General features: G+C 68.7%; 27 protein-coding genes. 11 read left to right on the top strand and 16 right to left on the bottom strand.

Features of this window, described 5'->3' with window-relative positions:
* The first annotated feature begins 13 nt into the window (after window positions 1-13).
* Window positions 14-1,627, top strand: a complete 1,614-nt coding sequence (locus ACQY8B_RS21550) for an RNA polymerase factor sigma-54 (protein ID WP_422088570.1) — start codon at window positions 14-16, stop codon at window positions 1,625-1,627.
* 10 nt (window positions 1,628-1,637) lie between these two features.
* Window positions 1,638-3,239, top strand: a complete 1,602-nt coding sequence (locus tag ACQY8B_RS21545) for a phospholipase D family protein (RefSeq protein ID WP_422088569.1) — start codon at window positions 1,638-1,640, stop codon at window positions 3,237-3,239.
* A gap of 17 nt (window positions 3,240-3,256) precedes the next feature.
* On the opposite strand, the gene ACQY8B_RS21540 is transcribed toward ACQY8B_RS21545, so the two are convergent.
* Window positions 3,257-3,901 carry a LysE family translocator gene (locus tag ACQY8B_RS21540; protein ID WP_422088568.1) on the bottom strand — a complete coding sequence of 215 codons (645 nt, stop codon included), beginning with the start codon at window positions 3,899-3,901 and terminating at the stop codon, window positions 3,257-3,259.
* Between the two features lie 145 nt (window positions 3,902-4,046).
* On the opposite strand from ACQY8B_RS21540, the gene ACQY8B_RS21535 reads away from it, so the two are divergent.
* Window positions 4,047-4,304, top strand: coding sequence for a hypothetical protein (locus tag ACQY8B_RS21535; protein WP_422088567.1), 258 nt, complete (start codon window positions 4,047-4,049; stop codon window positions 4,302-4,304).
* A gap of 39 nt (window positions 4,305-4,343) precedes the next feature.
* On the opposite strand, the gene ACQY8B_RS21530 is transcribed toward ACQY8B_RS21535, so the two are convergent.
* The 4 genes from ACQY8B_RS21530 to ACQY8B_RS21515 form a co-directional block, all read right to left on the bottom strand.
* Entirely contained in the window at window positions 4,344-5,000 is a 657-nt protein-coding gene (locus ACQY8B_RS21530; protein ID WP_422088566.1) for a YceI family protein, read from the bottom strand.
* A 44-nt stretch (window positions 5,001-5,044) separates the two neighbouring features.
* Window positions 5,045-5,626 carry a YceI family protein gene (locus tag ACQY8B_RS21525; RefSeq protein WP_422088565.1) on the bottom strand — a complete coding sequence of 194 codons (582 nt, stop codon included), beginning with the start codon at window positions 5,624-5,626 and terminating at the stop codon, window positions 5,045-5,047.
* Entirely contained in the window at window positions 5,626-6,216 is a 591-nt protein-coding gene (locus ACQY8B_RS21520) for a cytochrome b (protein ID WP_422088564.1), read from the bottom strand. Before ACQY8B_RS21520 ends, ACQY8B_RS21525 begins: the two co-directional genes overlap by 1 nt.
* A gap of 100 nt (window positions 6,217-6,316) precedes the next feature.
* On the bottom strand, window positions 6,317-8,116 hold the full coding sequence (locus tag ACQY8B_RS21515; protein ID WP_422088563.1) for a hybrid sensor histidine kinase/response regulator: 1,800 nt from the start codon (window positions 8,114-8,116) through the stop codon (window positions 6,317-6,319).
* An 82-nt stretch (window positions 8,117-8,198) separates the two neighbouring features.
* On the opposite strand from ACQY8B_RS21515, the gene ACQY8B_RS21510 reads away from it, so the two are divergent.
* On the top strand, window positions 8,199-9,428 hold the full coding sequence (locus tag ACQY8B_RS21510) for a THUMP domain-containing class I SAM-dependent RNA methyltransferase (RefSeq protein ID WP_422088562.1): 1,230 nt from the start codon (window positions 8,199-8,201) through the stop codon (window positions 9,426-9,428).
* Here the strand turns inward: ACQY8B_RS21510 and ACQY8B_RS21505 are convergent.
* Window positions 9,414-9,878 (bottom strand): surface-adhesin E family protein, encoded by a 465-nt coding sequence (locus ACQY8B_RS21505; protein ID WP_422088561.1) that lies wholly within the window; start codon window positions 9,876-9,878, stop codon window positions 9,414-9,416. The genes ACQY8B_RS21510 and ACQY8B_RS21505 overlap by 15 nt on opposite strands.
* A gap of 119 nt (window positions 9,879-9,997) precedes the next feature.
* Here ACQY8B_RS21505 and ACQY8B_RS21500 point away from each other — a divergent pair, with 119 nt between their 5' ends.
* From ACQY8B_RS21500 to ACQY8B_RS21490, 3 genes are all read left to right on the top strand, one after another.
* On the top strand, window positions 9,998-10,426 hold the full coding sequence (locus ACQY8B_RS21500; RefSeq protein ID WP_422088560.1) for a PIN domain-containing protein: 429 nt from the start codon (window positions 9,998-10,000) through the stop codon (window positions 10,424-10,426).
* 128 nt (window positions 10,427-10,554) lie between these two features.
* Entirely contained in the window at window positions 10,555-11,055 is a 501-nt protein-coding gene (locus ACQY8B_RS21495) for a type VI secretion system amidase effector protein Tae4 (protein ID WP_422088559.1), read from the top strand.
* 211 nt (window positions 11,056-11,266) lie between these two features.
* A complete protein-coding gene (locus ACQY8B_RS21490) occupies window positions 11,267-11,608 on the top strand; it encodes a hypothetical protein (RefSeq protein ID WP_428744985.1) in 342 nt (113 codons plus the stop codon).
* Here ACQY8B_RS21490 and ACQY8B_RS21485 read toward each other — a convergent pair.
* Both ACQY8B_RS21485 and ACQY8B_RS21480 read right to left on the bottom strand, forming a co-directional pair.
* Window positions 11,605-12,522: a hypothetical protein gene (locus ACQY8B_RS21485; protein ID WP_422088557.1), complete on the bottom strand. Its 918-nt coding sequence runs from the start codon at window positions 12,520-12,522 to the stop codon at window positions 11,605-11,607. The two genes, ACQY8B_RS21490 and ACQY8B_RS21485, sit on opposite strands and share 4 nt — an antisense overlap.
* Entirely contained in the window at window positions 12,519-14,216 is a 1,698-nt protein-coding gene (locus tag ACQY8B_RS21480; protein ID WP_422088556.1) for an FMN-binding glutamate synthase family protein, read from the bottom strand. The genes ACQY8B_RS21485 and ACQY8B_RS21480 overlap by 4 nt, the downstream gene beginning before the upstream one ends.
* A 55-nt stretch (window positions 14,217-14,271) precedes the next feature.
* Here ACQY8B_RS21480 and ACQY8B_RS21475 point away from each other — a divergent pair, with 55 nt between their 5' ends.
* On the top strand, window positions 14,272-15,054 hold the full coding sequence (locus ACQY8B_RS21475; protein ID WP_422088555.1) for a UPF0149 family protein: 783 nt from the start codon (window positions 14,272-14,274) through the stop codon (window positions 15,052-15,054).
* A gap of 167 nt (window positions 15,055-15,221) precedes the next feature.
* Complete coding sequence (locus ACQY8B_RS21470) at window positions 15,222-16,409, top strand: MFS transporter (RefSeq protein WP_422089090.1); 1,188 nt, start codon at window positions 15,222-15,224, stop codon at window positions 16,407-16,409.
* On the opposite strand, the gene ACQY8B_RS21465 is transcribed toward ACQY8B_RS21470, so the two are convergent.
* The 4 genes from ACQY8B_RS21465 to ACQY8B_RS21450 are packed head-to-tail and all read right to left on the bottom strand — an operon-like array spanning window position 16,399 to window position 18,326.
* A complete protein-coding gene (locus tag ACQY8B_RS21465) occupies window positions 16,399-16,719 on the bottom strand; it encodes a GNAT family N-acetyltransferase (protein ID WP_422088554.1) in 321 nt (106 codons plus the stop codon). The two genes, ACQY8B_RS21470 and ACQY8B_RS21465, sit on opposite strands and share 11 nt — an antisense overlap.
* Window positions 16,716-17,210, bottom strand: a complete 495-nt coding sequence (locus ACQY8B_RS21460; RefSeq protein ID WP_081267835.1) for a nuclear transport factor 2 family protein — start codon at window positions 17,208-17,210, stop codon at window positions 16,716-16,718. The genes ACQY8B_RS21465 and ACQY8B_RS21460 overlap by 4 nt, the downstream gene beginning before the upstream one ends.
* Window positions 17,211-17,238: 28 nt before the next feature.
* Entirely contained in the window at window positions 17,239-17,784 is a 546-nt protein-coding gene (locus ACQY8B_RS21455; RefSeq protein ID WP_422088553.1) for a CinA family protein, read from the bottom strand.
* A gap of 14 nt (window positions 17,785-17,798) precedes the next feature.
* Complete coding sequence (locus tag ACQY8B_RS21450) at window positions 17,799-18,326, bottom strand: phosphatidylglycerophosphatase A (protein WP_422088552.1); 528 nt, start codon at window positions 18,324-18,326, stop codon at window positions 17,799-17,801.
* A 200-nt stretch (window positions 18,327-18,526) separates the two neighbouring features.
* On the opposite strand from ACQY8B_RS21450, the gene ACQY8B_RS21445 reads away from it, so the two are divergent.
* Entirely contained in the window at window positions 18,527-19,978 is a 1,452-nt protein-coding gene (locus ACQY8B_RS21445; protein WP_422088551.1) for an MFS transporter, read from the top strand.
* 10 nt (window positions 19,979-19,988) lie between these two features.
* On the opposite strand, the gene ACQY8B_RS21440 is transcribed toward ACQY8B_RS21445, so the two are convergent.
* Together ACQY8B_RS21440 and ACQY8B_RS21435 are read right to left on the bottom strand one after the other, a co-directional pair.
* A complete protein-coding gene (locus ACQY8B_RS21440) occupies window positions 19,989-21,701 on the bottom strand; it encodes an FAD-dependent oxidoreductase (RefSeq protein WP_422088550.1) in 1,713 nt (570 codons plus the stop codon).
* 24 nt (window positions 21,702-21,725) lie between these two features.
* The gene (locus tag ACQY8B_RS21435) at window positions 21,726-22,745 is read right to left on the bottom strand and encodes a Bug family tripartite tricarboxylate transporter substrate binding protein (RefSeq protein ID WP_422088549.1); all 1,020 of its coding nucleotides are present in this window, start codon (window positions 22,743-22,745) and stop codon (window positions 21,726-21,728) included.
* 97 nt (window positions 22,746-22,842) lie between these two features.
* On the opposite strand from ACQY8B_RS21435, the gene ACQY8B_RS21430 reads away from it, so the two are divergent.
* Window positions 22,843-23,739, top strand: a complete 897-nt coding sequence (locus ACQY8B_RS21430; protein WP_422088548.1) for a LysR family transcriptional regulator — start codon at window positions 22,843-22,845, stop codon at window positions 23,737-23,739.
* A gap of 19 nt (window positions 23,740-23,758) precedes the next feature.
* Here ACQY8B_RS21430 and thiL read toward each other — a convergent pair whose 3' ends face one another.
* Together thiL and ACQY8B_RS21420 are read right to left on the bottom strand one after the other, a co-directional pair.
* Entirely contained in the window at window positions 23,759-24,715 is a 957-nt protein-coding gene (gene thiL, locus ACQY8B_RS21425) for a thiamine-phosphate kinase (RefSeq protein WP_422088547.1), read from the bottom strand.
* A gap of 36 nt (window positions 24,716-24,751) precedes the next feature.
* On the bottom strand, window positions 24,752-25,876 hold the full coding sequence (locus ACQY8B_RS21420; protein ID WP_159053750.1) for a YbdK family carboxylate-amine ligase: 1,125 nt from the start codon (window positions 25,874-25,876) through the stop codon (window positions 24,752-24,754).
* Window positions 25,877-25,887: the final 11 nt, after the last annotated feature.

Below are 25,887 nucleotides of genomic sequence, written 5' to 3'. Positions count from 1 at the left end.
TCGGGTTCTCCACATGAAGCAAGGGCTGTCCCTTCGCGTCTCGCAGCATCTGGCACTCACGCCACAGCTGCAGCAGTCGATCAGGCTGCTCCAACTTTCCACGCTCGAACTGAGCCAGGAAGTGGAGCAGATGCTCGACGAGAACCCCTTCCTCGAGCGCACCGCGGAAGAAGCGGCGCGCGAGGAATTCGGGCTCGACACGGCCGACGCCCCCGTCGCGCGCGATGACGGCGGCGAAAGTGGCGAGGGCGGCGACGGCGAGAGCGAGTTCACCCCGCCGCCGGCCAGCACTTCCGCCGCCTCGACCGAGACCAGCACCACCACCACGGCCGATTCCGACGGCCCCGCCGCCGAGATCGCCGAGCGCGAGCCCGACTGGGAAGGCGACGGCACCGTCGACATGGCGCCCGACGACAGCGAGTGGGGCAGCGACGCCCCCGCGCGCCAGAACAACCTGGGCGACGACGAGCGCGCAGACGCCACCGAGCTTGCGCGCAGCCAGGAATCGCTGCAGTCGTTCCTGCACCGCCAGGCACTGAGCCTGCGCCTGAGCGAGAACGACAGCGCCGCGCTGCGCTTCCTGATCGAGTCGCTCAACGACGACGGCTATCTCGAAGACTCCCTGCCGGCGCTGGCCTCGGGCCTGGCCGGCGACGACAACGACCAGTTCGACGACCTGGTGCACCACTTCCAGGTGGCACTCGGCCTGCTGCAGAGCCTGGAGCCGGTGGGCGTGGGCGCGCGCGACCTGGGCGAATGCCTGAGCATCCAGCTGCGCGCGCTGGCCGCCGAGGACGACGAAGACGAAGAGCAGGCACAGGTCTACAAGACCGCCATCACCATCTGCAAGCAGCCGATGGAGCTGCTCGCGCGGCGCGATTTCAAGCGCCTGGCCACGCTCACCCGCAGCAGCGAAGAGCTGGTGCGCTCGGCGCTGCAGGTCATCGCGCGGCTGGAGCCCAAGCCGGGGCGCCGTTTCGTCGATGTCGAGCGCAACATCGTCATTCCCGACGTGATCGTCACCAAGACCGGCCGGGGCACCAACGTCAAGTTCCGCGTCATGCTGAATCCCGAGGTCATGCCGCGCCTGCGCGTGCACGACATCTATGCCGGCGCGCTCAAGTCGCACAAGGGCGAAGGCAGCCAGGCACTGTCGCAGCGGCTGCAGGAGGCGCGCTGGTTCATCAAGAACATCCAGCAGCGCTTCGACACCATCCTGCGCGTGAGCAACGCCATCGTCGAGCGCCAGAAGAGCTACTTCGTGCACGGCGAGCTGGCCATGCGCCCGCTGGTGCTGCGCGAAATTGCCGACGAGCTGGGCCTGCACGAATCCACCATCTCGCGCGTGACCACCGCCAAGTACATGGCCACCCCGTTCGGCACGGTCGAGCTGAAGTATTTCTTCGGTTCGGCGCTGGGCACCGAGACCGGCGGCAATGCATCGAGCACCGCGGTGCGTGCGCTGATCAAGCAGTTCGTGAGCTCGGAGAGCATCAAGAAGCCGCTGTCGGACAGCCAGATCTCCGAGATGCTCAAGGAGCAGGGCATCGAGTGCGCGCGCCGCACCGTGGCCAAGTACCGCGAGGCGCTGCGCATCGCGCCCGCCAATCTGCGCAAGGCACTGTAGAAAGCCTTCGATGAGCCGTCTCCCGATGTCGCGCTGGGGCCATTGGGTGATCGCTTTGCTGGCCGTGCTGCTGTTCAGCGGCTGCGCCACCCTGCCCGACGAGGCGCCGCGCCCGCCCACCAGGGCCATGGCCGTGTCGGCCGACACCGCGCTCGGCAAGCTCGCGATGGCCGCCCAGCCCGACCCCGACCTGAGCGGCTTTCGCCTGATGCCCGGCGGCGACTTTGCCTTCGACACCCGCATCGAGCTCGCGCGCCGCGCCCAGCGCACGCTGGACGTGCAGTACTACCAGATCGAGAACGACGAGACCGGCCGCTACCTGCTGCGCACCCTGCGCGATGCCGCCTTGCGCGGCGTGCGCGTGCGGGTGCTGATGGACGACCTCTACACCTCCGGCGAAGACGAACTGCTGCTCGGCTTTGCCGCCACGCCGAATGTCGAGCTGCGCCTCTTCAACCCGTTCCCGGCCGGGCGCGGCAGCCTGCTCAGGCGCTTCGCGGCGTCGCTGTTCGACTTCAGCCGCGTGAACCGCCGCATGCACAACAAGCTGTTCATCGCCGACGGCGCGATGGCGGTGGCGGGCGGGCGCAACATCGGCAACCAGTACTTCACGCGCACGGCGGGCGAGAACTTCCTCGACCTGGACACCTTCGTGACCGGCGCGCTGATCCCCCGGCTCGGCAGCCTGTTCGACCAGTACTGGAACAGCACCTACGTGCGCCCCGTGCAGTCGGTGGTGGCAAGCAGCCTTTCGCGCGAGGAACTGCAGCGCCGCTTCGATGCCGCTACCGGCGCCGGCACCACCCCGCCGCCACCACCGCCCGCGCCCAACGACCTGCTGGGCTACAGCCCGATCGCCGACGACCTGAACGCCGGCAGGCTGGGCCTGATCTGGACCCTGGCCGAGGCCTATGCCGACTCGCCCGACCGGGTCATCGGCAAGACCGCGTCGTACGGCGGCGTGCCGCTGCTGGACGTCGACAGCGTGCGCTACAACGTGGTCGAGCAGATGCGCCGCGCGCGCGACGAAGTGACCATCGTCTCGCCCTACCTGATTCCGGGCGCCACGGGGCTCGAGGTGATGCGCGAGATCCGCGGGCGCGGCGTGAAGATCAGCGTGGTCACCAATTCGCTGGCCGCCACCGACGAGCCGCTGGTGCACACCGCCTACCGCCGCTACCGGCCCGACATGCTCAAGCTCGGCGCCGACCTGTACGAGCTGAGTTCCACGCGCACCCGGCGCAGCGTGCGGCTGGGGCTCTTCGGCACCACGGTCGGGCGGCTGCATGCCAAGTCGGCGGTGATCGACCGGCGCACGCTGTTCGTGGGCTCGATGAATTTCGACCCGCGCTCGGAGTCGCAGAACACCGAGATCGGGCTGATCATCCACAGCCCGGAAATGGCGCAGCAGATGCTCAAGCTGCTCGATGTGCTCAAGCAGCAGGGCGCCTACCGGCTGCGCTTTGCGGAAGGCAGCAACGACGGGCACATCGAATGGGTCAGCGACGACGCCGGCCAGATCACCGTGCTGCACGAGGAGCCCGATTCGGGCTTCTGGGACCGCACGATGCTCGAGATACTGGCGCCGCTGACGCCCGAGAGCCTGCTCTAGGCGCGGCCGGTGTCCGGTCAGTGACCGCCGCGCACCGCCGACCAGACCAGCCGCACGCCCAGCAGCCCCATCACGCCGCCGGCCGCGCGGTCGATCCAGGCCTTGTAGCGCAGGTAGGCAGAGCGCGGCGCCGCCGAGGAAAGCGCCAGTGCCACGATGGCGTACCAGCCGGTCTCGATGCAGAAGATCACTGCCGGCACCGCCAGCGCCAGTACCAGCGGCACCTCGCGCGGCAGGAAGGCGGCGAAGATGCTGGCGTAGACCACCGCCGTCTTCGGGTTGCTGACCTGGGTGGCCAGCCCCAGCAGGAAGGTACGGCCGCCGCGGCCCTGTCGGCCGGTGGAGTTACCCACTTCGGGCGTAACAGCCAGTGGCTGCCGCGCTCCGCGCCAGATGCGAAAACCCAGGTAGACGAGGTAGGCGCCGCCAAAGCCTTTTATCGCCAGATAGAGCCCCGGCACCGCCAGGAACGCTGCCTGCAGTCCGGCCATCGCGGCGATGGCGAAGACCAGTCCGCCCGCACCCATGCCCAACGCCGCCGCCAGCCCGTCGCCGCGCGAGGCCACGGCCGTGCGCGCCACCATGACGAAACTGGGGCCGGGGCTCATTGCGCCCACTGCCATCGCGCCGGCGATGCCCAGCAAGGAAAGGGTGTTGTCCATCGGGGCTGTCTCCTTGGGAAATTTTGAAATGGGTGAATAACGTGCAGAAAGTCACGCTGATCAACGACTGAAAAGTAAACTATAAGTAGTACTTAAATTTAATTTTCGTTTACATTTTGTGTGCCGACTTCCGCGGCGTACAAAAATGAAAAATCTCTACCTTCTGATCATTTGGGCATTGATCCTGTCGTTTTTGCTGAGCTTCTTCTACTGGAGTGATGCGCCGCTGGCCGAACAACTGTTGTTCGGTGCGGTGATGGCCGTGGCGATGGGCGCCTGGATGCTGGTCCTGCTGAACCTTCCGCGTGCCCTGATGGCCGCCCGCAACTGGCTGAAAGCCCCGAAAGACGATAGCGAGGAGCCGCTGGCCGCAAGCCGCCCCCGCAAGACCATCGTCAGGTAGGCAGGCCGGCGGGGCCGCCAGCCACGGCGCCGGAAGCGCCTAAGGCTGGACGTTGACCGCTTCCACCTGCACCAGCAGCTTCACCTTGTTCTCGAAGCCGAAGTTCAGTCCCCAGGTAATTCCCCAGTCGCTGCGTTCCACCGTGGTCTCGAAGTCGCCGCCGCACACCTGGCGGTTGATCAGCGGGCTCAGGTAGCAGTTGAAGCGCACCGCCTTCAGCGTCACCGGCTTCGTCTGCCCCATCAGGGTGAGCGTGCCCGGCACGTCGACCACCTTGTCTCCGCTGATGTCGATCCGGTCGGCCACGAAGCGGCCGGTCGGGAATTCCGCCACGTTGAAGAAATCCTTGCTCTGCACATGGCGGTTGAGCAGGTCGACGCCGGTGTTGATGGAACTGATGTCCATCGTGATGTCGACCTTGCCGCTGGTGCCGGTGCCGTCGATCTGCACCGAGCCGTCCTTGGTGCTGAAGCGCCCCCGGTTGGTGGTGGTGCCGTAGTGGCCCATCTCGTACATCACGAAGGTGTGCGTCGGGTCGACCACGTAGTTCGCGTTCTTCTTCGGCCCGCCCGCGGGCTTCACGGCCACGGGCGGCGCCGTGTATTCCTGCGCCGTGGCGGTGCCGGAGAAGGCCGCGGCCGACAGCAGCGCGGCAAGGATGAGCTTCGTCTTCACGGCGGTGGCTGGATATGTCATGAAAGGGTGGGGGTGAGTGAGCAGCAGCGCGGCCTGGTGGTTCTTCACAGCGGCCCGAGGCCCGCGATGGTGAGCTTGAAGCGCACCTGCACCTCGTTGGCGACCATCGAGGTGTCGGTCCATTCGCCGTCGCCGACCTTGTAGTCGAGCCGCTGGATCGTAAAGCTTCCGGTCGCCACCGCCTGGTTGGCGCCGGCGGCAGCGATGCCGACCGGCACCGTCACCGTTTTCGCCGTGCCCTTGATGGTGAGCTTGCCCGTCATCTCGAACTTGCCGTCGCCCAGCGCCTTGATCGCGCTCGACTGGAAGGTGGCCTGCGGAAAGTGCGCGGCGTCGAACCATGGCGCCTTGGGCAGTTCGGCGTCGCTCACCGGAATGCCGAAGCCGGCGCTGGCCGTGTCGATGTGCAGCGCCACGCTGCCGCCCTCGGGCTTCTTCGGGTCGAACGCGACCTGGGCGTCGAATTTCTTGAACGTGCCTTCCACCGGCACGCCCATCTGCTTGCTGACGAACACGATCTGGCTCTTGTCGGCGACCAGCTTCGCGGCCGGCGGCTCGGCGAAGGCGGCCATGCCCGGCGCAAGCGCCAGGAAGGCGAGGGGAACGAAAAGGTCACGGCGCTTCATCAGGCGGATTCCTTGCGTGGCGCGGGCCACATGCGTTTCAACAGACCGTCGCGGTCGATCCAGTGGTGCTTGAGCGCCGCGGCCACGTGCAGCAGCGTGACGCCCGCCAGCGTGAAGGCGCAGCCCTTGTGCAGCGGCTGCAGCACCGCCTCGGCAAAGGGCTGGTCGACCGGCATGAAGTCGGGCAGCGGCAGCGCGCCGAACCACACGACCGGCACGCCCATCGCCGAACTGTAGGCCCAGCCCGAGAGCGGCACCGCGAAGAACAGCAGGTACATCAGCGCATGGCCCGTGCGGTAGGCCGCGAGCTGCCAGCGCGACAGCGCCACCGGCAGGGCCGGCGGCCGGTGCCCGAGCCGCCAGGCCAGCCGCAGCGCCGACAGCAGCAGGATGGTGACGCCGGCCCACTTGTGCCAGCTGTAGAGCTTCAGGCGCAGGGGGGAGAACGGCAGCCCCGTCATGTAGAGGCCGACGCCGAGCGAGCCTGCGATCAGTGCCGCGAGCAGCCAGTGCAAGGCGATGGCGACGCCGCCGTAGCGCAGGTTTCGCGGATCGGCGGGGAGGGAGGAAAGAGGAGTGTCGGTGGACATCGGGGCAGGGCCGGCGGCCTGTGCGCGGAGCATATATCGGAAGCCGTGACGCTGTTGCACGGCCCGTGCCAGCGGCCACGCAGGGCAAGGCCGGGCGCCTTCAGCCCCGTGGCTGCGCCTTCAGCAGCACCCCGTGCAGTTCGTCCGGCTGCACCGGCTTGCGCAGCGCATGCCAGCCGCGCTGCAGCGCGAGGCGCTGGGTGGCCTCGTTGATGTCGGCCGAGATCAGCGCGATGGTGAGCGACGGCTTCTGCCGCTGCAGCCGCTCGGCCAGCGCGATGCCGTCGAGCGTGCCGGGCAGGCGGATGTCGCACAGCGCCGCGTCGAGCGCGCGCAGGTCGGCCAGCGCCAGCGCCTCGGCCGCGCTGGCGTAGACGCGCGGCGCCACGCCCCATTGCCGCAGCAGCGCCAGCAGGCTGTCGGCCACCACCGCGTTGTCTTCCACCACCAGCACGGCCAGTCCGGGCGGCAGCGTGTTGTGTGCCGCCGCGCCGTTGCCGGCCTGCGGCGAGGGCAGTGCGCGCGTCACCGCCGCGCCGTCCGGCGCCGCCGGCAGCTCGAAGCTGAACACCGAGCCCCGGCCCGGTGCCGAGCGCAACGCCACCTCGATGCCGAGCTGCGCCGCCAGCCGCCGCACGATCGCCAGGCCCAGCCCGTGGCCGCGCTGCAGGTTGCGCTCCACGTTGCCGATCTGCTCGAAGTCGTTGAACACCCGCTCCTGCGCATCCGCCGGGATGCCGATGCCGCTGTCGCGCACCTCGATGCGCCAGGCGGGGCCGGCCTCGCGCCGGCGCGCCCGCACCGCCAGCAGTACGCGCCCGCGCGGCGTGAACTTGACCGCGTTGTCCACCAGGTTGGCCAGCACGCGGCGCAGCGACACCGTGTCGGTCCAGGCAGCCGCGCCGGCCGGGCAGCGCACGCCCACGCGGCCGTTGCCCGCCTGCCGCGCCAGTTCCTGCAGCAGCGGGGCCAGCGCCACCGCCTCGGGCCGCAGCGGATCGACCGCGGCCTCGATGCGGCCGATTTCGAGCAGTTGGTTGGTCAGCCCCTCGAGCGCCTGCTGCGCGCGTGCCAGCGAGGCCACGGTGTGCTGCACCGCCGGCATGTCGGCGCCGCTTTCCAGCTGCTGGCGCAGCACCTCGGCCTGCAGGCCGATGGCCATCACCGGCTGGCGCAGGTCGTGGTTGGCGGCCGAGAAGAAGCGCAGCCGCTCGGCCTGCGCCTGTTCGGAGGCGCGCAGCCCTGCCAGTGCCTGTTCGCGCAGGGTGCGTTCGTTGAGCCGCAGCCCGATGTTTTCCTCGAGCTGGCGGGAGCGCTCGGCCACCAGCTTCCACATCATCGCGGTCAGGCCGATGCCGATGACGGCCACGGCCATCATTTCCGGCGAGCCCATCCAAAGGCCCGTGACGATCACCGGCGCCAGCAGCAGCGTGATCGCCAGTTGCGTGGCTGGCGTGTAGAACGACACCGAGAAGGCCGACGACAGCGTCATGCCCATGAGGATCAGGCCCAGCAGCAGCTGCTGGTCGGCGCGCGCGGGATTGAAAAGAAGAACACCGGCCAGGCCGTGAGCCAGCTCCCAGATGCCGGTGCGAAGCGTGTGCAGCCGCTGCGCCGCGCGCAGCGTGAGAGGGATGAAAGGCTCCGGCAGGCGCTGCGGGAAGAAGCCGCGCAGCGCCGTCACCATGGTGATCAGGCCGATCCACGCCAGCGCGCGCGCCAGCGAGTACTGCCAGGCGAACAGCGCCGCCACGCCGCAGTTGAGCAGGTACTGCACCAGCAGCACCGGACCGATCGGCCGCACCGAGAGCCGCAGCACCTCGCATTCGATGGCGAAGCGGTCGCTTCCGGCGGCGGGCGGGGCGGCGGATGCTGTCGGTGGAACGAGGATGGGGTTCATCGGCGAATCGACTATATAGAGAAGGGCTGTGACAAGGCGACAATGGAGTCCCCTAGTCGGGCTTCCCGATGGCCAACTTTCAGTGAACGATCTCTCCTTTTTCCTGCCTTGCGCCGCCGGCGTCGAGGAATTCCTCGCCCAAGAGGTGCACGCCCTGACCGGCCGCGTCGGGCAAGACCTGCTCACGCTGCGCGGCGGCGTGCGAGTGCGCGCCGACTGGCGCGACGCCCTCAAGCTCAACCTGCACAGCAGGCTCGCGCAGCGCGTGCTGGTCGAATTGGCCCATGCGCCCTACCGCAATGAAAACGATCTCTACGCCATCGCCAACGGCGTGGCCTGGGAGATCTGGTTCACCCCGAAGCAGACCTTCAAGATCGAGACCACGGCCCAGCACAGCCCGCTGCAGAGCCTGAACTTCGCCACCCTGCGCATCAAGGACGCCATTGCCGACCGCTTCCGCGCCAAGGCCAACGGCGTGCGCCCGAGCATCGAGACCCAGTGGCCCGACTGCCGCGTGTTCGCCCACCTGACCACCGACACCTGCACGCTGTACATCGACACCTCGGGCGAGCCGCTGTTCAAGCGCGGCTGGCGCCAGGACAAGGGCGATGCCCCGCTGAAGGAAACCCTGGCCGCCGCCATGCTGGCCGCCAGCGGCTGGTGGAACCCCGAAACCGGCGAAGTGTCGGCCCAGCCGCTGTACGACCCCTGCTGCGGCAGCGGCACCATCGCCATCGAGGCGGCGCAGATTGCGCGCGGCATCGCGGCCGGGTCGCTGCGGCGCTTCGGCTTCGAGAAGCTGCTGCCGTTCCAGGCGCATGTCTGGACCGCCATCAAGAAAGAAGCCGAGGCCGGCGCGCGGGACAACGGCGTCGCCATCTTCGGCTCGGACGTGTCGCACCGCATGGTCGACTTTGCCGAGCGCAACGCCGAACGCGCGGGCGTGGCGCAGGCCGTCGAGTTCCGCGGCGGCGATGCGCTGCAGCGCATGCCGCCGGTCGAGGCCGGCGTCATCATGCTCAATCCGCCGTACGGCGAGCGCATCGAGGTGGGCGGCGTGGCCGGCACCGGCCGCTTCGGCGCCCGCGAATCGGCGCAGACCGAGCAGGGCGACGGCGGGGAGTTCTTTCCCCAGCTCGCGGCCCACTGGAAGAAAAACTACGCCGGCTGGACCGCCTGGGTGCTCACGCCCGACCTGAAGCTGCCCAAGCAGATGCGCCTGAAGGAGTCGCGCCGCGTGCCGATGTGGAACGGCCCCATCGAATGCCGGCTGTTCCGCTTCGACATGGTCGCCGGCTCAGCGCGGAAGTGATTCGCCGGCGCCCTCGGGCCTGGGCGCCTGCTTCGGCCGTACGGCGCAGGCTGCATTGACAGTGCGCGCGGCCAGCTCGGGCGGCGCCCCGGGCAAGGTCACAGGGCGCACGTCGCCTTCCTCGAACTGCTTCACCAGGACCGGATCGCCCACGAAATTGGGCTGTGCGAAGTAGCTCGCGCTCACATAGCGGGCGCTGCGGGCGTCGCAGTCGACCATGGCGCGGGCCTGGAAGGAGCGGAACCTGACGCCGTCGCGGTTGAGGCGGTCAGTCTGCATGTTCATGCGCAGCGCCACGATGCGATGCGAGCCGTCCACCTCGATGGCGGCTGGATCGACCTGCACATAGCTGCTGGCGGCGTCCCCGGGCGTGCCCGTGAGGGTCAGCCACTCGGCCCGTACGCCCGCCGAGGAGAGCAGGGCAAAGCAAAGCAGCGGTATTCGTTTCATGAAAAAGGGCGTGGTCGAGGGGAAGGCGTGTGCCGGGGGGAATTCTCGCGTACCGAGCCGACGCGGGCCTGACACCGATCCCGCATGGTGCAACATCAGCCATATTCCCTGAACATTCCATGACGTTGACAGAACCCGGCCCCGTCGTCATCGACACCAACATCGCGCTCGACCTGCTCGTCTTCGAAGACCCCGCCTGGGCCCCTTTGACCGAGCGGCTGGCTGCGGGCGAGCTGCGCTGGCTGGCGACGGCCCCCATGCGTGTGGAGCTAGAACGCGTGCTGGGCTACCCGCTGATCGCCAGGCGCATGGCGCAGCGGGAACTGCAGGTGCCGGCGGTGCTGGCCGATTTCGACGCGCGCGTGCGCATGGTGGAGGGCGTTCCGCCGCGCGCGCCCTGCGTGTGCAGCGACCCCGACGACCAGGTGTTCATCGACCTGGCCGTGGCGCACGGCGCCCTGCTGCTGAGCAAGGACAAGGCGGTGCTGTCGATGAAGAAGCGGCTGGCGTTGCGTGGCGTGGCGGTGCGGGCGGCGTTCGGAGGCTAGCAGCGACGTTGGTTCCTGGCGTCAGGAATCAATTGACAACCTTTCCATCACCGAATTCTTTGAAAGCGGCTCTACATTTTCAGCAAGGCGAGGGGTTGCGGTGATGGCATCGCAGGCTTCTGCTTGCCTTGAGCAACTGGAAAATCATGCAGCCTTCCTTTGCGACCCTCTGGGCGAACCATCCGACGATCAAGGGCAACGACGCCTTGCTGGACAAGGACGTCTACAAGGATCAATGTGCCATCAACGTGGGAGCGGCATTCATCCGCTCCAGCCTGAGCCTCGAAAGCTTCCCCGGTGTCTATTCCTGGCAGAAGGACAGGCCGAAGTACCCGATAAGGGCTCAGGAGTTGGCGAACTGGCTGGATTCCGGCAAGTCCGGCTTCATGTCTCGCACCGAGAAATACTCAGGCAAGGAAGGGTTCGAGAAAATCGCCAAGCGCACGGGAATTGTGTTCGTCCAGAACTACTGGGGCGAAGGGCGACAGGGTGACCATATCGATCTCTGGAATGGTTCGCGGATGACGGAGCGCATGTCCTATTTCCGCATTCAATGGCACCTCTCCCTGGAAGGGGTTTTCACCGACATGCGTCTGGCGCAAGCCATATGGTTCTGGCAGGTCCAATGAAGATCCTATTTCGCCTCATATGTATTGTGTTGGGCGGACTCGCGCTCAGCTTCGTTGTGACCAAGGGACTCCTGGTACCCATTGGTCAGTGGTACGAGATGAACAAGGCTCAAAGCGAGAGCGATCTGACGCAAGCCTTCGTAATCGCCCTTGCAATACAAGCCCTTTGCGCCATCGTTGGGGGCTGGCTTGGCGACTGGCTGCTTCGCAAATGGCTTCGAAAGCGGATCGACCGTCAGTAGGTTTTCCCGCATTCGTTACCGTTTCTGTCGCCCGCCAACAATTTCTCCTGATTTCTCGTGACATGAGCTTTGTCGTTCGCGTTTTCTTCGTCATTGCCGGAGCGATCGGGCCAGGTTTCGTTTTCTACAAACTCATCGGCCCTGTGAGCCACTGGTATGAGTCCAACTTGGCGAAGAGCGACGACGATCTGGGTCGCGCGTACATGGTCGCGCTCACCGTTCAGGTAGTAGCACTGTTTGCGGGAGGCTGGCTCGGCGAACTGGTGTTTCGCAGATGGCGACAGCGGCGGAAGCGGCTCGATCGCCGCTAGTGCTGCACCCCGTTGGCAGGCTGCAGATGCCACCGCCCCAGCAACCGCGCCACCGCCCGCACCCGCTGCGTATCCCGCCCCCAGCGCCGGCTGGCCGGCAGCTTCTGCGCCCACTTCATGCGCCGTGCCGCGTTCGCGATGCGCTCGCGCACTTCTTCGTTCACCCCGGCCAGCGCCGCGTGCCAGTGCTGGCCCGCGGTCTGCGGTGCGGCGGCCTCCAGCATCATGGCGGTGGAGTGCAGGTAGCTGAGCCAGTCGCGTGCCTGGCATTCCGCCAGCGTCATGACTTCGGCCGGGTCGTCCTCGAAGTCGATGTAGCCGATCACGCCATCAGGGCATTGCACGAGGTTGCGGTCGAAGGCCTGGCTCAGGTGCTGGCCGCGCACGTGCACGGCGGCAATGGCGGCCAGGCCCTCGCGCCATACCGCCAGCAGCGCGGCGGGGCCGGCGGCGGCGGCCTGGTCGAGCCGCTCCTGCAGCACCACGGTTGCACGGCCGCTTTCGCCGAGGTCGGAGATCAGCAGGCCGTCCGCCTGCTGCGCCAGCACGGTCGGCACGCGCAGGCCCGCAGCCGCTAGCGTCTTCAGGCGCCGGGCCTCGGTCGCGATGGCCGCTTCGCCGCCCGGGTTGGGCACCGGCTTGATGATGTCCAGCCGCGCCATGCGCGCCACTGCAGCCATCACGCGGTAGCCCCACTTGCCGTGCCGCGGGCCGGCCTTCTTGAGCCACACGCGTTCGCTGCCGAAGCGATGGCTGGCCACGTTCTTTTCCTGCCGGGGCAGGGTGACGCGCAGGAACTCCGCGTAGTCGCCGGGAGCCGGTGTGCGCGCAAGCGCGTCGAGGGGCGCGGGCGCCGAAGCTGCGCCCTTGCGCGATTGCAGGCGCGCGTTCGCGCCTCGTTTCAGTGGATTCATGCGGCCATTGCGAAGCCCGTCACCAGCCCTTGCGGGCCCTGCGTCACGGGCTGGAAACTCTCTGCACTGGCCAGCGGCCAGTAGGTGCGGAAAACATTGTGCTGCGCATCGAGCGGGCCGAGCAGGGCGCCCGGCTGCACCTGCATCACCAGGTTGCTCAACAGGCGCACCTCGGTGTCGGAAATGCGGCGCACGATGTGGTGCGCGGTGATCTGCTGCGGATGGTCGAGGCCCGCGGCCTGCACCAGTTCCTGCAGCGCATGCAGCGTGCTGCGGTGGAAGTTGCGCACGCGGTCGGCCTTGGTGGGCACCACCAGCGCCTGCTGGCGCAGCGGGTCCTGCGTGGTCACGCCCGTGGGGCAATGGCCGGTGTGGCAGCTCTGAGCCTGGATGCAGCCCAGCGCCATCATGAAGCCGCGCGCCGCGTTGCACCAGTCGGCGCCCAGCGCCATCATGCGGGCCACGTCGAAGGCGGTGATCACCTTGGCGGCGCAGCCGATCTTGATGCGGTGCCGCAGGTTGACGCCCACCAGCGTGTTGTGCACCAGAAGCAGGCCTTCCTGCAGCGGCGCGCCCACGTGGTCGCTGAACTCGACCGGCGCCGCGCCGGTGCCGCCCTCGGCGCCGTCGACCACGATGAAGTCGGGCGTGATGCCCGTGGCCTGCATCGCCTTGACGATGCCGAACCACTCCCACGGATGGCCCAGGCAGAACTTGAAGCCGGTCGGCTTGCCGCCCGACAGCTCGCGCAGCCTGGCGACGAAATGCATCATCTCGGTCGGCGTGGAGAACGCGCTGTGCGAGGCGGGCGAAATGCAGTCCACGCCCACCGGCACGCCGCGCGCCGCCGCGATCTCGGGCGTGACCTTGGGCGCCGGCAGCACGCCGCCGTGCCCGGGCTTGGCGCCCTGGCTCAGCTTGATCTCGATCATCTTCACCTGCGGGTCGCGCGCGTTGGCGGTGAAGCGTTCTTCGCTGAAAGTGCCGTCGTCGTTGCGGCAGCCGAAGTAGCCCGAGCCGATTTCCCAGATCAGGTCGCCGCCGTGCACGCGGTGGTGCTGTGAAATGGAGCCTTCGCCGGTGTCGTGCGCAAAGCCGCCCATCTTGGCGCCCTGGTTGAGCGCGAGGATGGCGTTGGCCGACAGCGCGCCGAAGCTCATGGCCGATATGTTGAACACGCTGGCGCTGTAGGGCTGCGTGCAGACCTGCGCCGGATTGGTGTCTGCCGGCTGCGGCGTGCCGCCGATGACGATGCGGAAATCGTGGTTGGCGAGCTTGGTGGGCTGCATCGAGTGGTTGATCCACTCGTAGCCCGCGGCGGTCACGTCGAGCTGGGTGCCGAAGGGGCGGTTGTCTGGGTCGCCCTTGGCGCGCTGGTACACCAGCGAGCGCTGGGCGCGCGAGAAGGGCGCGGCTTCCGAGTCGCTCTCGATGAAGTACTGCCGCATTTCGGGCCGGATGAACTCCAGCAGGAAGCGCAGGTGGCCGATGACCGGGTAGTTGCGCAGGATGGCGTGGCGCGTCTGCCGCAGGTCGTGTACGCCGGTACCGGAAAGTACCGCGAAGACGACCACCCCGACCCAGGCGAGCCACAGATGCGGCGAAACCAGCACGAATGCCAGGCACGCCACGAGGCTGGCCACGCACAGGGCGAAGGCGCTGTAGCGCGCCGGAAACGGAATAATCGTGGGCATAGAAGTAGTGTCGACCGGAGCCTGCTGCATCATAGAGGGCTGTCCCCACCTTGCCATGACGACCATTCCCGACCCCACACCGGCCGCTTCGGCCACTCCCGCACCCCTCGGCCCCGACGATTTCGACGCACTCGACCAGGCGCTCGACGCCATGCGCGAACACGACGAGGAAATTCCCCAGTGGGAATTCTGCGAGGGCTTCATGGCCGCGCTGATCTGCACCCGCCGCCCCATCATGCCTTCCGAGTACTGGCCCGTGCTGCTGGGCGACAGCTTCTCGTCGGCCAAGCACATGGAGTTCGTCTGGAACTGGAAGCGCCGCTGGATCGAGATCGAGGAGGGCCTCGACGCTCCCGTCGAGACGCTCGACGACGAACGCAGCTGGCAGCCCGAGGTGCTCGACACCCGCGGCGCCATCGCATCGCTGCCCGAGGAAGAGCGCGCCGAAGTCGCCGGCGAAGCCATTCCCTCGTTCGCCCAGGTCTGGGCGCTGGGCTTCATGTACGCGGTGGAGAACTGGCCCGAAGACTGGGCCGCACCACGCGACAAGGACGCCGCGCAAATGCTGAACGATGCGCTCGACAACATCGTCGCGCTGACCGAGGACGACAACGCCAAGCCCACGGTCTCGATGTACAGCGAAGACGGCCCGCCCAGCGTGAGCCAGCAGCGCCTGGACGATTTCGGCGCCGCCATCTGGGCCGTGTACGACCTGCGCCAGCTCTGGAAGAGCCTGGGCCCGAAGGCCGAGACGATCCGCAAGGAGGCCACGCCCGGCCGCAACGACCCCTGCCCCTGTGGCAGCGGGAAAAAATACAAGAAGTGCCACGGTGAGTAACTGGGCTCACCCCCAGGCTTCGCGCACTTCGTGTCGCTGTGCCAACCCCCTTGCAGGGGGCAATACCTGCGGCCCGGCAGAGCCGGTTCCGCGGTATTCCTGAAATGAGTTCCCTCCTGGCACAGCGCTCCGCCGCAGAACCCCTGACGCCCCGCGCTGCATGGGTCATGGTCCTGGCGTTGTGCGCCGGGGTCGCGCTGAGCCAGGCGTTCCGTACGGTCGGCGCCATCATGGCGAGTCCGCTGCAAACCGACTTCAGGCTGTCGGCCCAGGCCCTCGGGATTTTCTCGGGGGCTTTTCATTTTGCGTTCGGCGCGATGCAGCTCTTCATGGGTATCGGCATCGACCTGCACGGCGTGCGGCGCACGGTGCTGGTGGCTTTTCCCATCGCCATCGCGGGCGCGTTGCTGTCGGCGGTGGCGCCGAGCTATCTGGTGCTGGTGGCAGGGCAGGCGCTGATCGGCGTGGGCTGCGCGCCGGCTTTCCTCGTGTGCACCGTGTTCATCGCGCGGCACTTTCCGGCGGCGCGCTTCGCCACCGTGTCGGGCATGGTGCTGGCCATCGGCGGGCTGGGCATGCTGGCCACCGGCACGCCGCTGGCGTGGCTGGTGCAGGCTTATTCATGGCGCGCGGGTTTCCTGGTGCTGGCCGTGGCGGCTGCGCTGGCCTGGCTCGCCATCTGGTACTGGGTGCACGAGCCGGCCGCGGCCGTGCCGCAGGTGAAGGAATCGACCCCCGAGGCCATCCGCCAGTTCGGCGCGCTGTTCGCGATGCCGCACACGCTGGGCATCGTGGTGCTGGGCGCGGTCACGTATGCGGCCTTCATTTCGCTGCGCGGGCTGTGGCTCGGCCCGCTCATGATGGGGCGGCACGGCTATTCGCTGGTGGAGAGCGGCAACGTCGCCCTGGCGGTGTCGGTGATCTCGCTGTTCGGCGCGCCGCTGTTCGGGCGCCTCGACCGCGACGGCGCCGGGCGCCGCCGCTGGATCGTGATCTGCGGGCTCGGCTATGCGGGGCTCTTCGCGCTCATCGCGGTGCTGCACTCGGCTTGGCTCGACATCGCGGGCATGGTGCTGATCGGCGTGCTCTCGGGCTTCATCGTCTGGCAGTACGCCGACGTGCGCGGTGCCTACCCCGCCGCGCTCACCGGCCGTGCGATGGCCGTGTTCACGATGGCGATGTTCCTCGGCGTGGCGCTCATGCAGTGGGGCACCGGCGTCGCTGCCTCGGTGGCCTCTGCGCACGGCGCAGATCCGCTGACCGCCGTGCTGGCGACCATCGCCGTGCTGCTGGTGCTGGGCATCGCGGCCTTCGCTTGGCTGCCGGCGCCGAAGGCCTGCGAAATCAGATCTTGAAGGCGCGCTGGATGTCGGCCCGCACCAGGTCGGCGTACTCGCGGTGCTTGCGGATGTAGCCCGCGATGAACTGGCACACCGGAATCACATGCAGCCCCTTGGCGCGGGCCTCGTCGAGCACATGCCTCGCGATGCCGGAGCCCACGCCCTTGCCTTCGTGCTCGGGCAGCACTTCGGTGTGGGTGAACATGATCGCGTCGGTCAGCAGGTTGTATTCGGCATAGGCCGCGAGCTTGCCGTCGAGCGCGGCCTCGTAGCGGTGCTGCGCCTCGTTGTTCGAGAAGACGAGGGCGGTGGTGTTGTCGGTCATGGTTGGCGTGCGAGGTAGGTTGCGAGATTGGCGGCTGCGGTGGCGCGCACCTTCTTGCGCAGCATCGGCGTCCAGCCCAACAGCAGGCCGGGCGCGCCGAGCGCCTGGCGCGACCAGGTCCAGAACGCAAAGCTGTCGTGGTGCGTGGCGATCAGGCCTTCGGGCGTGAAGGTGAAGCGCGCGTCGACGCTGTTGTCGACGATGCGGCCGGTGGCGCTGAAGCGGTAGTGCGCGTCCCAGTGGGCGCCGCCGGTGCGCTCGTCGGCCTGCACGTCGCGCCAGGTCAGGCGCCACACGTCGGCGCCCTTGGCCTGCGTGGCGCTTGCCAGCATGCGCCACATGCCGCCCACCTGGCGCCGCCCGCGCAGCGAGAAGGCCTCGTCGTCGAATTCGGCATCGGGCGCGTAGCAGGCCTCCATGGTTGGCGCGTCGAGCTTGGCGAATGCGCTGTAGAAGCGCTCGATGGTCTGGGCGTTGGTCACTGCGGTCATGGGGTCTCCTGGTGTGTCCGGTCGCGTCTTATCGGGCCGAGAGCAGTTCGACCAGCGTTTGCAGCGCGTAGTGCACCGTGGCCGCGCGCACCGTGGCGCGGTCGCCGTCGAAGCGGCGGCGCTCGGTGCGCACCTGGCCGTCGACCGACCAGCCGAACCACACGGTGCCCACCGGCTTGTCGGGCGTGCCGCCGGTCGGGCCCGCCACGCCGGTCACGGCCAGCGCCACGCGCGACGGTGCCGAGCGGGCGATGGCGCCCACGGCCATGGCACGCGCCACCGGCTCGCTGACCGCGCCGTTGGCGGCGATCAGCGCCGCGTCCACGCCCAGGATCTCGGTCTTGGCTTCGTTCGAATATGTGATGAAGCCGCGCTCGAACCATGCGCTGGAGCCCGCAAGCTCGGTGCAGGCCGCGCCGATCAGCCCGCCCGTGCAGCTCTCGGCGGTGGCCAGCATCCAGCCCTTTTTCTGCAGCAGGCCGGCCGCGGCCACGACCAGCGCGGGCGTGTCGAAGTCCGCGAGCGTTGTCGTCGCAGCCGTTGTAGTTGTCGTCGCGGTCGAAGAAGAATCCATCGCTTTCACCATGCTTACCAGGCGCGCCACAGCGCAATGACCAGCAGCGTGCAGAAGGCCGCCACCAAGTCGTCGAGGATGATGCCGAAGCCCGCGCGCCACCAGCGCACCTGTGCCGCATCGCGCTGCTTGAACAGCGCATCGGCCCAGGCCACCGGGCCGGGCTTGGCGGCGTCGAAATAGCGGAACAGCGCGAAGGCCACGGCCTGCGCCAGCAGCCCGGCCGGCGTCACCAGCCAGAGCACGATCCAGAAGGCGACCACCTCGTCCCACACCACGGCGCCGGGGTCGGCGACGTTCATGTCCCGCGCGGTCACGGTGCAGGCCCACCAGCCCACCGGCAGCGACGCCAGGATGATCCAGCCGATGGTCGCGGGCGTGAACCACAGCTGCATCACCGCGAAGGCCACCCAGGCCCACAGCGTGCCCACGGTGCCGGGCGCGAAGCGCGGCAGGCCCGAGCCGAAGCCCAGCGCGATGAAGTGCGCGGGGTGGGAGAGCATGAAGCGCAGCGTGGCGCGGCGCATGGAGGGCAGGGGCATGGCGCCGGACGGGGAGGCGTTGAAGGAAGATGAGGAGGAAGAAGAAGCGGCTTGCATCAGGGGCAGGAGTGTCGCGCATCTGCGCCGCGGCCTGTTCGCCGGCCCGCGCGCCGGTCGTTTTATTTATCAAAGCAATAGCTTGTTTAATCGGGGTGCGCGGCCTACCATCCAGGCTTCTTCCAGTCCTTCGCATCCTTGTCATGTCTTCTTCTTCCGCCGCCCTGCGGCCCGCGCCGCCCACTGCCGGGTGGGGCGAACTCTTCAGCGGCCGCAACGGCTGGCGCGCGCTCGCGCTGACCGGCGGTGTCGCGCTGCATGCCGTCAACGTCCACATCGTGACCACCGTGCTGCCGTCCGTGGTGCGCGAGATCGGCGGGCTCGACTGGTACGCCTGGAGCACCACGCTCTTCGTGGTCGGCTCGATCCTGGGCGCCACGCTGTCGGTGCGGCTGCTGGCGGTACTCGGCCCGCGCGGTGCATGCCTGGCGGCGCTGGCGGTGTTCAGCGCCGGCTCCATCGGCTGTGCACTGGCGCCGGCCATGCCGTGGATGCTCGCGGGCCGCACGGTGCAGGGGCTCGGCGGCGGGTTGCTCGCGGCGCTGAGCTACGGGCTGATCCAGCTGGTGTTCGAGCAGCGGCTGTGGCCGCGCGCGGTGGCGCTGGTGTCGGGCATGTGGGGCGTCGCCACGCTCTGCGGGCCGGCCGTGGGCGGGCTGTTCGCGCAGGCCGGGCACTGGCGCTGGGCCTTCTGGTTCCTGCTGCCGGTAGCGGCCGCGCAGGCCGTGCTGGTGCTGGTGCAACTACGCCCCTCGGCCGGCGTGACGCACACGCGGCCCGCCACCATGCCGCGTGTGCCGGCGCCACAGATCGGGCTGCTCGCTACCTCGGTTCTGGTGATCGCGGCCAGCGGATTGCTGTCCGACCTGCTCTGGCAGGCCGTCGGCGTGGCGCTGGGCCTGGCCATCGGCTTTGTCGCCACGCGCATCGACCGCAGCGCCGCGGTGCGGGTGCTGCCGAGCGGCGCCTACTCCATGCGCGCGCCGCTCGGTGCCATCTATGCAAGCGTGGCGCTGCTGCTGATCGGCACCACCACCGAAATCTTCGTGCCTTATTTCCTGCAGCTGCTGCACGGCCACACGCCGCTTGCGGCGGGCTACCTCACGGCGGCGATGGCCGGCGGCTGGAGCGCGGGCTCGCTGCTGTCCTCGGGCCGCAGCGGTGCCGGCGCCGACCGCATGCTGCGCGCCGGGCCGGTGATCTGCACGCTGGGGCTGGTGGCGCTGGCATGGCTGCTGCCGTCGGCGGGCATGTTCGGCGCAAGCCTGGAGACGCTGGTCGTCGCGGTCGCGCTGGCGGCCGTGGGGCTCGGCGTGGGCATCGGTTGGCCGCACCTGCTGACGCGCGTGATGTCGCTGGCGCCCAAGGGCGAGGAAGGCCTGGCCTCTGCCTCGATCACCACGGTGCAGCTCTACGGCATGGCCGTGGGCGCGGCGGTGGCGGGCCTGGTGGCGAACGCGGCGGGGCTCACCACGCCCGGCGGCGTGGAAGGCGCGCGCTCGGCGGCGGTCTGGCTGTTCGCGAGCTTCGCGCTCGCCCCGGCGCTGGCCGTGTGGCTGGCCTGGCGCGCGGTGGCTGCCGGGCGCGGCTGGTAGTGAGGCTGGTTCAGGCGACCACGCCTTCCCAGGCCAGGGCCCGCCGGCGCGAGAGTATCCGGCGCCCCTCGCCGCGCAGCGTGCCCACCAGGTCGTACACCTCGGCCGGCAGGTGCGCGCCGCGCCAGGCCACATGCTGGTCGGCGCGGCACAGCACCAGGCGGTGGGTGTAGACGCTGGGCACTTCTTCGGTCTCGATGTCCAGCACGGTGAGCGGCATGCTGTAGGCGGCCGCGGCGCGCTCCAGCGGACGCACATCGACGCTGCGGTCGAAGCGCAGCATCGTGTAGCCCGGCCCGAAGGCGTCGTACAGCGAGCGGCCGTCTGCCAGCCAGAAGTGCGGCGCGCGGCAGCCCGGCACGGTGGAGGGCGTGAACGCGCCCATCGAATAGTCCGGCGCCGTGTGCTCGCCGTCCGCGACGATGATCGGCGAGCCGCTGTAGAAGTAGCCGAAGTTCAGCCCGGCGCAGCAGAACTGCTGCACGTTCAGCTCGTAGGCCTCGTTCCCGATCTCGGCGCGCAGCGCGTCGCCCGCGGGGCCCGGTTCCTCGATGTTCGGCGGCACCGCGCGGCGCGCGCGGATCATCTTTTGCGCGTGGTCCATCGCGAAGCGCGACACCTGCTCGGTGATCGGCAGGCGCTCGGCCTCGTAGGCGTCGAGCATGGCCTCGTCGCCCCAGCCCTGCAGCACCGCGCCCAGCAGCCACGAGAGGTTCAGCGCGTCGGCAACGCCGGCGTTCATGCCGTAGCCCGCATACGGCACCCACAGGTGGGCCGCGTCGCCGGCCAGGAACACCCGGCCTTCGCGGAAGCGGTCGGCCACCAGGCGGCGGCCGACCCAGTCTTCCTTGCTGATGATCTCGTACTCGAAGTCGGGCCCCACGCCGAGGATGGCGCGCAGCGACGCATCGCGGTCGACCGAATCGAACTCGGGTTCCTCGGCGTTCAGGTGGTTGTGCACCAGCCAGGTCTCGCGGCCGTCGATGGCGAACATCGTGCCGCAGCGGCGCGGGTTCATCGCGTAGCAAGACCACGCCGGCTTGCCGGGCAGCATGGCGCGCAGTTGCGGCGCGCGGATGAAGGTCGACTGCACGCGCTGGATCACGGCCGTGCCCTCGAGCCTGGCGCCGATCTGCTTGCGCACGCCGGAAGCACCGCCGTCGCAGCCCACCATGTAGCGGCAGCGGATAGTGCGGGTGACGCCGCTGTCCATGTCGGTGGCGATCGCCGTCACGTCGTCGTCGTCCTGCGTGAAGCCCGCGAACTGCGTGCGGTTCAGCAGTTGCACGCCCGGCAGCGCCGCCGTGTGCTTCAGCAGGATGGGCTCCAGGTAGATCTGGTTGATGCGGTGAGGCGGCTCGGGCGTGGGCCACCAGCCGTCGGGGCCCGCGGTGTCGGTGTAGCGGTCGCGCCGGCACGGGATCGGAATGCGCGTGAGCTCGGTGCCGGTCACGGTGGTGCGGAACACCACGTCGTTGGGGTAGTCGGCCGGCAACCCTGCATCGCGCAGCTTCTGCGCCACGCCCAGGCGGCGGAACTGCTCCATCGTGCGCGAGGCCACGTGGTTGCATTTCACGTTCGGCGGCTCGGCGAAGCTGCGGGTCTCGCAGATGATCACGGAGACGCCGCGCGAGGCGAGGTCCATGGCCAGCGTGAGCCCCACGGGGCCCGCGCCGACGATCATCACGTCGGCAGTCAGTGCGGCTGCGGTGTTGTCTGTCATGTTCACGGCAAAAAGAAGAGCGTGTCAGTCGAGCCGGATGTGGGCGGCCTGGATCACCTTGGCCCACTTCTTCGTCTCGGATTGGATGTACGCCTCGAAGGCCTCGCTCGAGGCCGGCGCGGGCTCGGCGCCCAGGTTGCGAATCGAGGCCTTGATCTGCTCGTCACCCAGGGCGGCGTTGATCTCGGCGTTGAGCCGCGTCACGATGGGCGCGGGCGTGCTGGCCGGCGCAACCACGCCGAACCAGCCGGTCGAGTCGTAGCCGGGCAGCCCGGCCTCGGCCACCGTGGGTACGTCGGGCAGCATCGGCACGCGCTGCGCGCTGGTCACCGCGAAGGCGACCAGCTTGCCCGCCTTGATCTGCTGCAGCGAAGCCGGCAGGTCGACCAGCGCAAGCGGAATCTGCCCCGCGATGGCATCGAGCGCCGCCGGCCCCGAGCCGCGGTAGGGAACCTCGACCAGCTTCACGTCGGCCATCTGCGCGAACAGCGCGGCCGACAGGTGCATGGCCGTGCCGTTGCCGCCGTGCCCGATCGACAGCATGCCGGGTTTGGCCCTGGCCAGCGCGATCAGCTCGCGCAGCGTGCGCGCCGGTGTGGAAGGGTGTCCCACGATCACGAAAGGCGTGGCCGCGACCATGGCCACCGGCTTGAAGTCCTTGACCGGGTCGAAGGGCATCTGCGGATAGAGGTTCACGTTGGCGGCCAGCGCGCCGGCCGCGCCCAGGCCCAGCGTGTAGCCGTCGGCCGGCGCCTTGGCCACCAGCGACAGGCCTACGTTGCCGCCCGCGCCAGGGCGGTTGTCGACCACCACCGGCTGGCCCAGCTTCTCGTTCAGGCGCGGCACCAGCATGCGTATCACCGCGTCGGCGCTGCCGCCGGGCGGAAAGGTCACGACCATGCGGATCGGCTTGTTGGGAAAGTCACCAGTGGCAGACGGCGCCGGCGCCTGCGCGAGGGCCGCACCGCCCAGCAGGGCGCAGGCGGCGGTCAGCATCAACTGCCGACGAAGCACTCCGGGCCCGCGGGCGATGGATGCTGGCATCGAGATTCCTTGGGTGCGATGGTGGTCGTCACGAATTGAACGATGGCAGGATTCATTCGTAAATCAAGAAATTTCGAATCAAATATCATCTTTGCTGATGAATGCGAACTTCAGTCCTACGATCCGCCAGCTGCGCGCATTTCTCGCGGTTTACCAGCTGCGCAAGCTCAGCACGGCGGCGCAGCGGCTGTTCGTGACGCAGTCGGCGGTGAGCATGCTGATCCGCCAACTCGAGGACGGCCTGGACACACGCCTGTTCGATCGCACCACCCGTTCGCTCAAGCCGACCGCCGCGGCCGAGCAGATGATGGTCACCGTCGAGCGCATCCTGCGCGACGTCGATTCGCTCTCGGCCGACTTCCGCGAACTGGCCACGCTGGAGCGAGGCCGCGTCACGCTGGCCATCACGCCCACGCTCGCCGGCTTCCTGCTGCCCGACGCGATCCGCGCCTTCGCCGAGCAGCATCCGGGCGTGCGCGTGCTGGTGAACGACTGCGCGCCCGACCAGTTCATCTCGCGCATCATCGGCGAGCATGTGGACTTCGGTATTGGTACGCCAGAGCGCCCCGGTGCCGAGGTCGAAGTGCAGCGCCTCATGCGCGACCACCTGGCACTGGTGTGCCGCAACGACCATCCGCTGGCCAAGGCCCGCGTGGTGCGCTGGAACGACCTGGGCCGGCACCCCGTCATCACGGTGCGGCCGGGCTACGGCGTACGCCCGCTGATCGAGGGCACCGCGGCCGAAGCGGGCGTGACGCTCGACGTGGTGAACGAGGTGTCGTTCCTGTCGACCGCGATCTGGATGACTGCTGCGGGCATGGGCGCGTCGATCATGCCCTCGGCCTTCGCGCGCGCGCAGTCCGATCCGTCGCTGGTCATCAAGATGCTCAGCGCGCCGCGTGTGTCGCGCGACATTTCCATCGTTACCAAGCGCGGCCACTCGCTCTCGGCTGCGGCGCGCGCCTTCATCGAGGCATTGAAGCGCTCGCTGTAGCTATTGTTCGAAGCAGGCGCTAGACGAAATGATCGAAGGAGCCGAAGCGCTGCGGCACCGGCGCGCCGGCCGCGTCGACGATGCGCAGGCCCGCTTCGGGCTCGATGCGGCCGATGCGCGCCACGGGCGTCGCGCTGTCGAGGCCGGCCTGCTCGACCGCCGCGCGCGCTGAAGGCGGCGCGGTGAAGACCAGTTCGTAGTCGTCGCCGCCCGAGAGCGCGCAGGTGCGCAGGATGGCGGTGCCCAGGCCCGGCACCTCGGCGGCGATCAGGCCGGTGGCCGCATCGGCGTCCAGCGTGGCGCCCACCTTGCTCGACGCGAGGATGTGGCCCAGGTCGCCGATCAGCCCGTCGCTCACGTCCACCGCCGAAGACGCGATGCCGCGCAGCGCCTGCCCCAGCGCCACGCGCGGCGTGGGCTGCTCCATGCGCGCGCGCGCCGATTCGAAAGCCTCGGCCGACAGCGACACCGTGCCGCGGAACACTTCGAGCGCCAGGCGCGCGTCGCCCAGCGTGCCGCTGACCCAGATGTCGTCGCCCGCGCGCGCGCCGGAGCGCAGCAGCGCCGCGCCGGCCGGCACTTCGCCGAACACCGTGATGCAGATGTTCAGCGGGCCGCGCGTTGTGTCGCCGCCCACCAGCTCGCAGCCGTGCGCGTCGGCCAGCGCGAACAGGCCGCGCGAGAAGCCTTCGAGCCAGGGTTCGTCGACGCCGGGCAGCGCCAGCGCCAGCGTGAAGGCCAGCGGCTTTGCGCCGCAGGCGGCCAGGTCGCTGAGGTTCACCGCCAGCGCCTTGTGGCCGAGCCGCGCCGGATCGACGGTGGAGAGAAAGTGCCGGCCTTCGACCAGCATGTCGGAGGACACCGCGAGCTGCATGCCCGCCGCGGGCGCGAGCAAGGCGCAGTCGTCGCCCACGCCCAGCGGAGAGCGCATGGCGGGGCGCTTGAAGTAGCGTGTGATCAGGTCGAATTCACCCATGGGGGGTGAGCATAAGGGGTGCGCAGGCGGGCTCCCTCAGGCCTCGCCCCGGAACCTCAGCGCCGCCTGCCGCACCACCTCCGCCAGCAGCCGCTCTTTCCCCTGCTTCTCGCGCAGCCACCGCGCGTCGTTGCGGTTGGCTTCCACGCTGGTGCGCAGTTCGCCCAGTGCCTGCGTGGCGTTGAGCGCCTCGCTGTGCCACTCGAGCTGCGTCATCGTCATCAGGATGTGGTCTCGCAGCGGCATGTGCTGGCCGCTGGCGGGGTCGACGTACACCGCGTCCAGGCCGAAGCGGCAGGCCTGGAAGCGGTTGTAGGTGTAGACGAGGTAGTCGTCTTCCGTCGGCTCGAAGGGCTGCTCCTGCAGGAACCACGCGGCCAATGACTGCACGTAGCCCGCGAGCGCGGCGGCGCGCTCCACCGTGAGCGGCGTGTCGAACACGCGGATCTCGATGGTGCCGAACTCGGGCTTGGGGCGGATGTCCCAGTAGAAGTCTTTCATGCTGCGCACGACGCCGGTGCGGGTCATGCGCTCGAAATACGCCTCGAATTCCTTCCAGCTCAGCGTGAAGGGCGCGCGGCCCGACAGCGGAAACGCGAACACCGAGTTCAGCCGTGCCGAGTCGAACTGCGTGTCCTGCCCCTGCACGAAGGGCGAAGACGCCGACAGCGCGATGAAGTGCGGGATGTAGCGCGACATGCGGTGCAGCATGAGCAGCGCCGCGTCGGCGTCGGGGCAGCCGATGTGCACGTGCTGGCCGAAGATGGTGAACTGCTTGCTCAGGTAGCCGTACAGCTCCGACAGCTCGCGAAAGCGCGGCTTGTCGTAGATGCGGCGCTCGTGCCACTGCTGGAAGGCATGCGTGCCGCCGCCCACCACCGCGATGTTGAGCTTGTCGGCATTGCGGATCAGCGCCTCGCGAATCGGCGAAAGCTGCGTGATCACGTCTTGCGCCGAATGGCAGATGTCGGTCGAGATCTCGATCATGCTCGAGGTCATCTCGGGCACCACGCTGCCGGGCAGCGGCGTCTGCGCCATCAGCCGCAGCATGTCTTCGGCGTACGGCGCGAGGTCGTAGTCGTGCGTGTTCACGAGCTGCAGCTCCAGCTCCACGCCGAGCGACAGCGCCTGCGACTTGTTGAAGGGCTCCAGCTTGACCATGCGGCTCTCGG

This window comes from Variovorax sp., assembly GCF_965279555.1.
In the GTDB taxonomy this organism is placed as follows: domain Bacteria; phylum Pseudomonadota; class Gammaproteobacteria; order Burkholderiales; family Burkholderiaceae_C; genus Variovorax.
This window is presented reverse-complemented; position numbering and strand designations above follow the sequence as displayed.

Coding starts and splice junctions, on each gene's coding strand:
- ACQY8B_RS21550 (WP_422088570.1), top strand. CDS start 14: ATGAAGCAAGGGCTGTCCCTTCGCGTCTCGCAGCATCTGGCACTCACG.
- ACQY8B_RS21545 (WP_422088569.1), top strand. CDS start 1,638: ATGAGCCGTCTCCCGATGTCGCGCTGGGGCCATTGGGTGATCGCTTTG.
- ACQY8B_RS21540 (WP_422088568.1), bottom strand. CDS start 3,901: ATGGACAACACCCTTTCCTTGCTGGGCATCGCCGGCGCGATGGCAGTG.
- ACQY8B_RS21535 (WP_422088567.1), top strand. CDS start 4,047: ATGAAAAATCTCTACCTTCTGATCATTTGGGCATTGATCCTGTCGTTT.
- ACQY8B_RS21530 (WP_422088566.1), bottom strand. CDS start 5,000: ATGACATATCCAGCCACCGCCGTGAAGACGAAGCTCATCCTTGCCGCG.
- ACQY8B_RS21525 (WP_422088565.1), bottom strand. CDS start 5,626: ATGAAGCGCCGTGACCTTTTCGTTCCCCTCGCCTTCCTGGCGCTTGCG.
- ACQY8B_RS21520 (WP_422088564.1), bottom strand. CDS start 6,216: ATGTCCACCGACACTCCTCTTTCCTCCCTCCCCGCCGATCCGCGAAAC.
- ACQY8B_RS21515 (WP_422088563.1), bottom strand. CDS start 8,116: ATGAACCCCATCCTCGTTCCACCGACAGCATCCGCCGCCCCGCCCGCC.
- ACQY8B_RS21505 (WP_422088561.1), bottom strand. CDS start 9,878: ATGAAACGAATACCGCTGCTTTGCTTTGCCCTGCTCTCCTCGGCGGGC.
- ACQY8B_RS21500 (WP_422088560.1), top strand. CDS start 9,998: ATGACGTTGACAGAACCCGGCCCCGTCGTCATCGACACCAACATCGCG.
- ACQY8B_RS21490 (WP_428744985.1), top strand. CDS start 11,267: ATGGCTTCGAAAGCGGATCGACCGTCAGTAGGTTTTCCCGCATTCGTT.
- ACQY8B_RS21485 (WP_422088557.1), bottom strand. CDS start 12,522: ATGAATCCACTGAAACGAGGCGCGAACGCGCGCCTGCAATCGCGCAAG.
- ACQY8B_RS21480 (WP_422088556.1), bottom strand. CDS start 14,216: ATGCCCACGATTATTCCGTTTCCGGCGCGCTACAGCGCCTTCGCCCTG.
- ACQY8B_RS21475 (WP_422088555.1), top strand. CDS start 14,272: ATGACGACCATTCCCGACCCCACACCGGCCGCTTCGGCCACTCCCGCA.
- ACQY8B_RS21470 (WP_422089090.1), top strand. CDS start 15,222: ATGGTCCTGGCGTTGTGCGCCGGGGTCGCGCTGAGCCAGGCGTTCCGT.
- ACQY8B_RS21465 (WP_422088554.1), bottom strand. CDS start 16,719: ATGACCGACAACACCACCGCCCTCGTCTTCTCGAACAACGAGGCGCAG.
- ACQY8B_RS21460 (WP_081267835.1), bottom strand. CDS start 17,210: ATGACCGCAGTGACCAACGCCCAGACCATCGAGCGCTTCTACAGCGCA.
- ACQY8B_RS21455 (WP_422088553.1), bottom strand. CDS start 17,784: ATGGATTCTTCTTCGACCGCGACGACAACTACAACGGCTGCGACGACA.
- ACQY8B_RS21450 (WP_422088552.1), bottom strand. CDS start 18,326: ATGCCCCTGCCCTCCATGCGCCGCGCCACGCTGCGCTTCATGCTCTCC.
- ACQY8B_RS21445 (WP_422088551.1), top strand. CDS start 18,527: ATGTCTTCTTCTTCCGCCGCCCTGCGGCCCGCGCCGCCCACTGCCGGG.
- ACQY8B_RS21440 (WP_422088550.1), bottom strand. CDS start 21,701: ATGACAGACAACACCGCAGCCGCACTGACTGCCGACGTGATGATCGTC.
- ACQY8B_RS21435 (WP_422088549.1), bottom strand. CDS start 22,745: ATGCCAGCATCCATCGCCCGCGGGCCCGGAGTGCTTCGTCGGCAGTTG.
- ACQY8B_RS21430 (WP_422088548.1), top strand. CDS start 22,843: ATGAATGCGAACTTCAGTCCTACGATCCGCCAGCTGCGCGCATTTCTC.
- thiL (WP_422088547.1), bottom strand. CDS start 24,715: ATGGGTGAATTCGACCTGATCACACGCTACTTCAAGCGCCCCGCCATG.
- ACQY8B_RS21420 (WP_159053750.1), bottom strand. CDS start 25,876: ATGGTCAAGCTGGAGCCCTTCAACAAGTCGCAGGCGCTGTCGCTCGGC.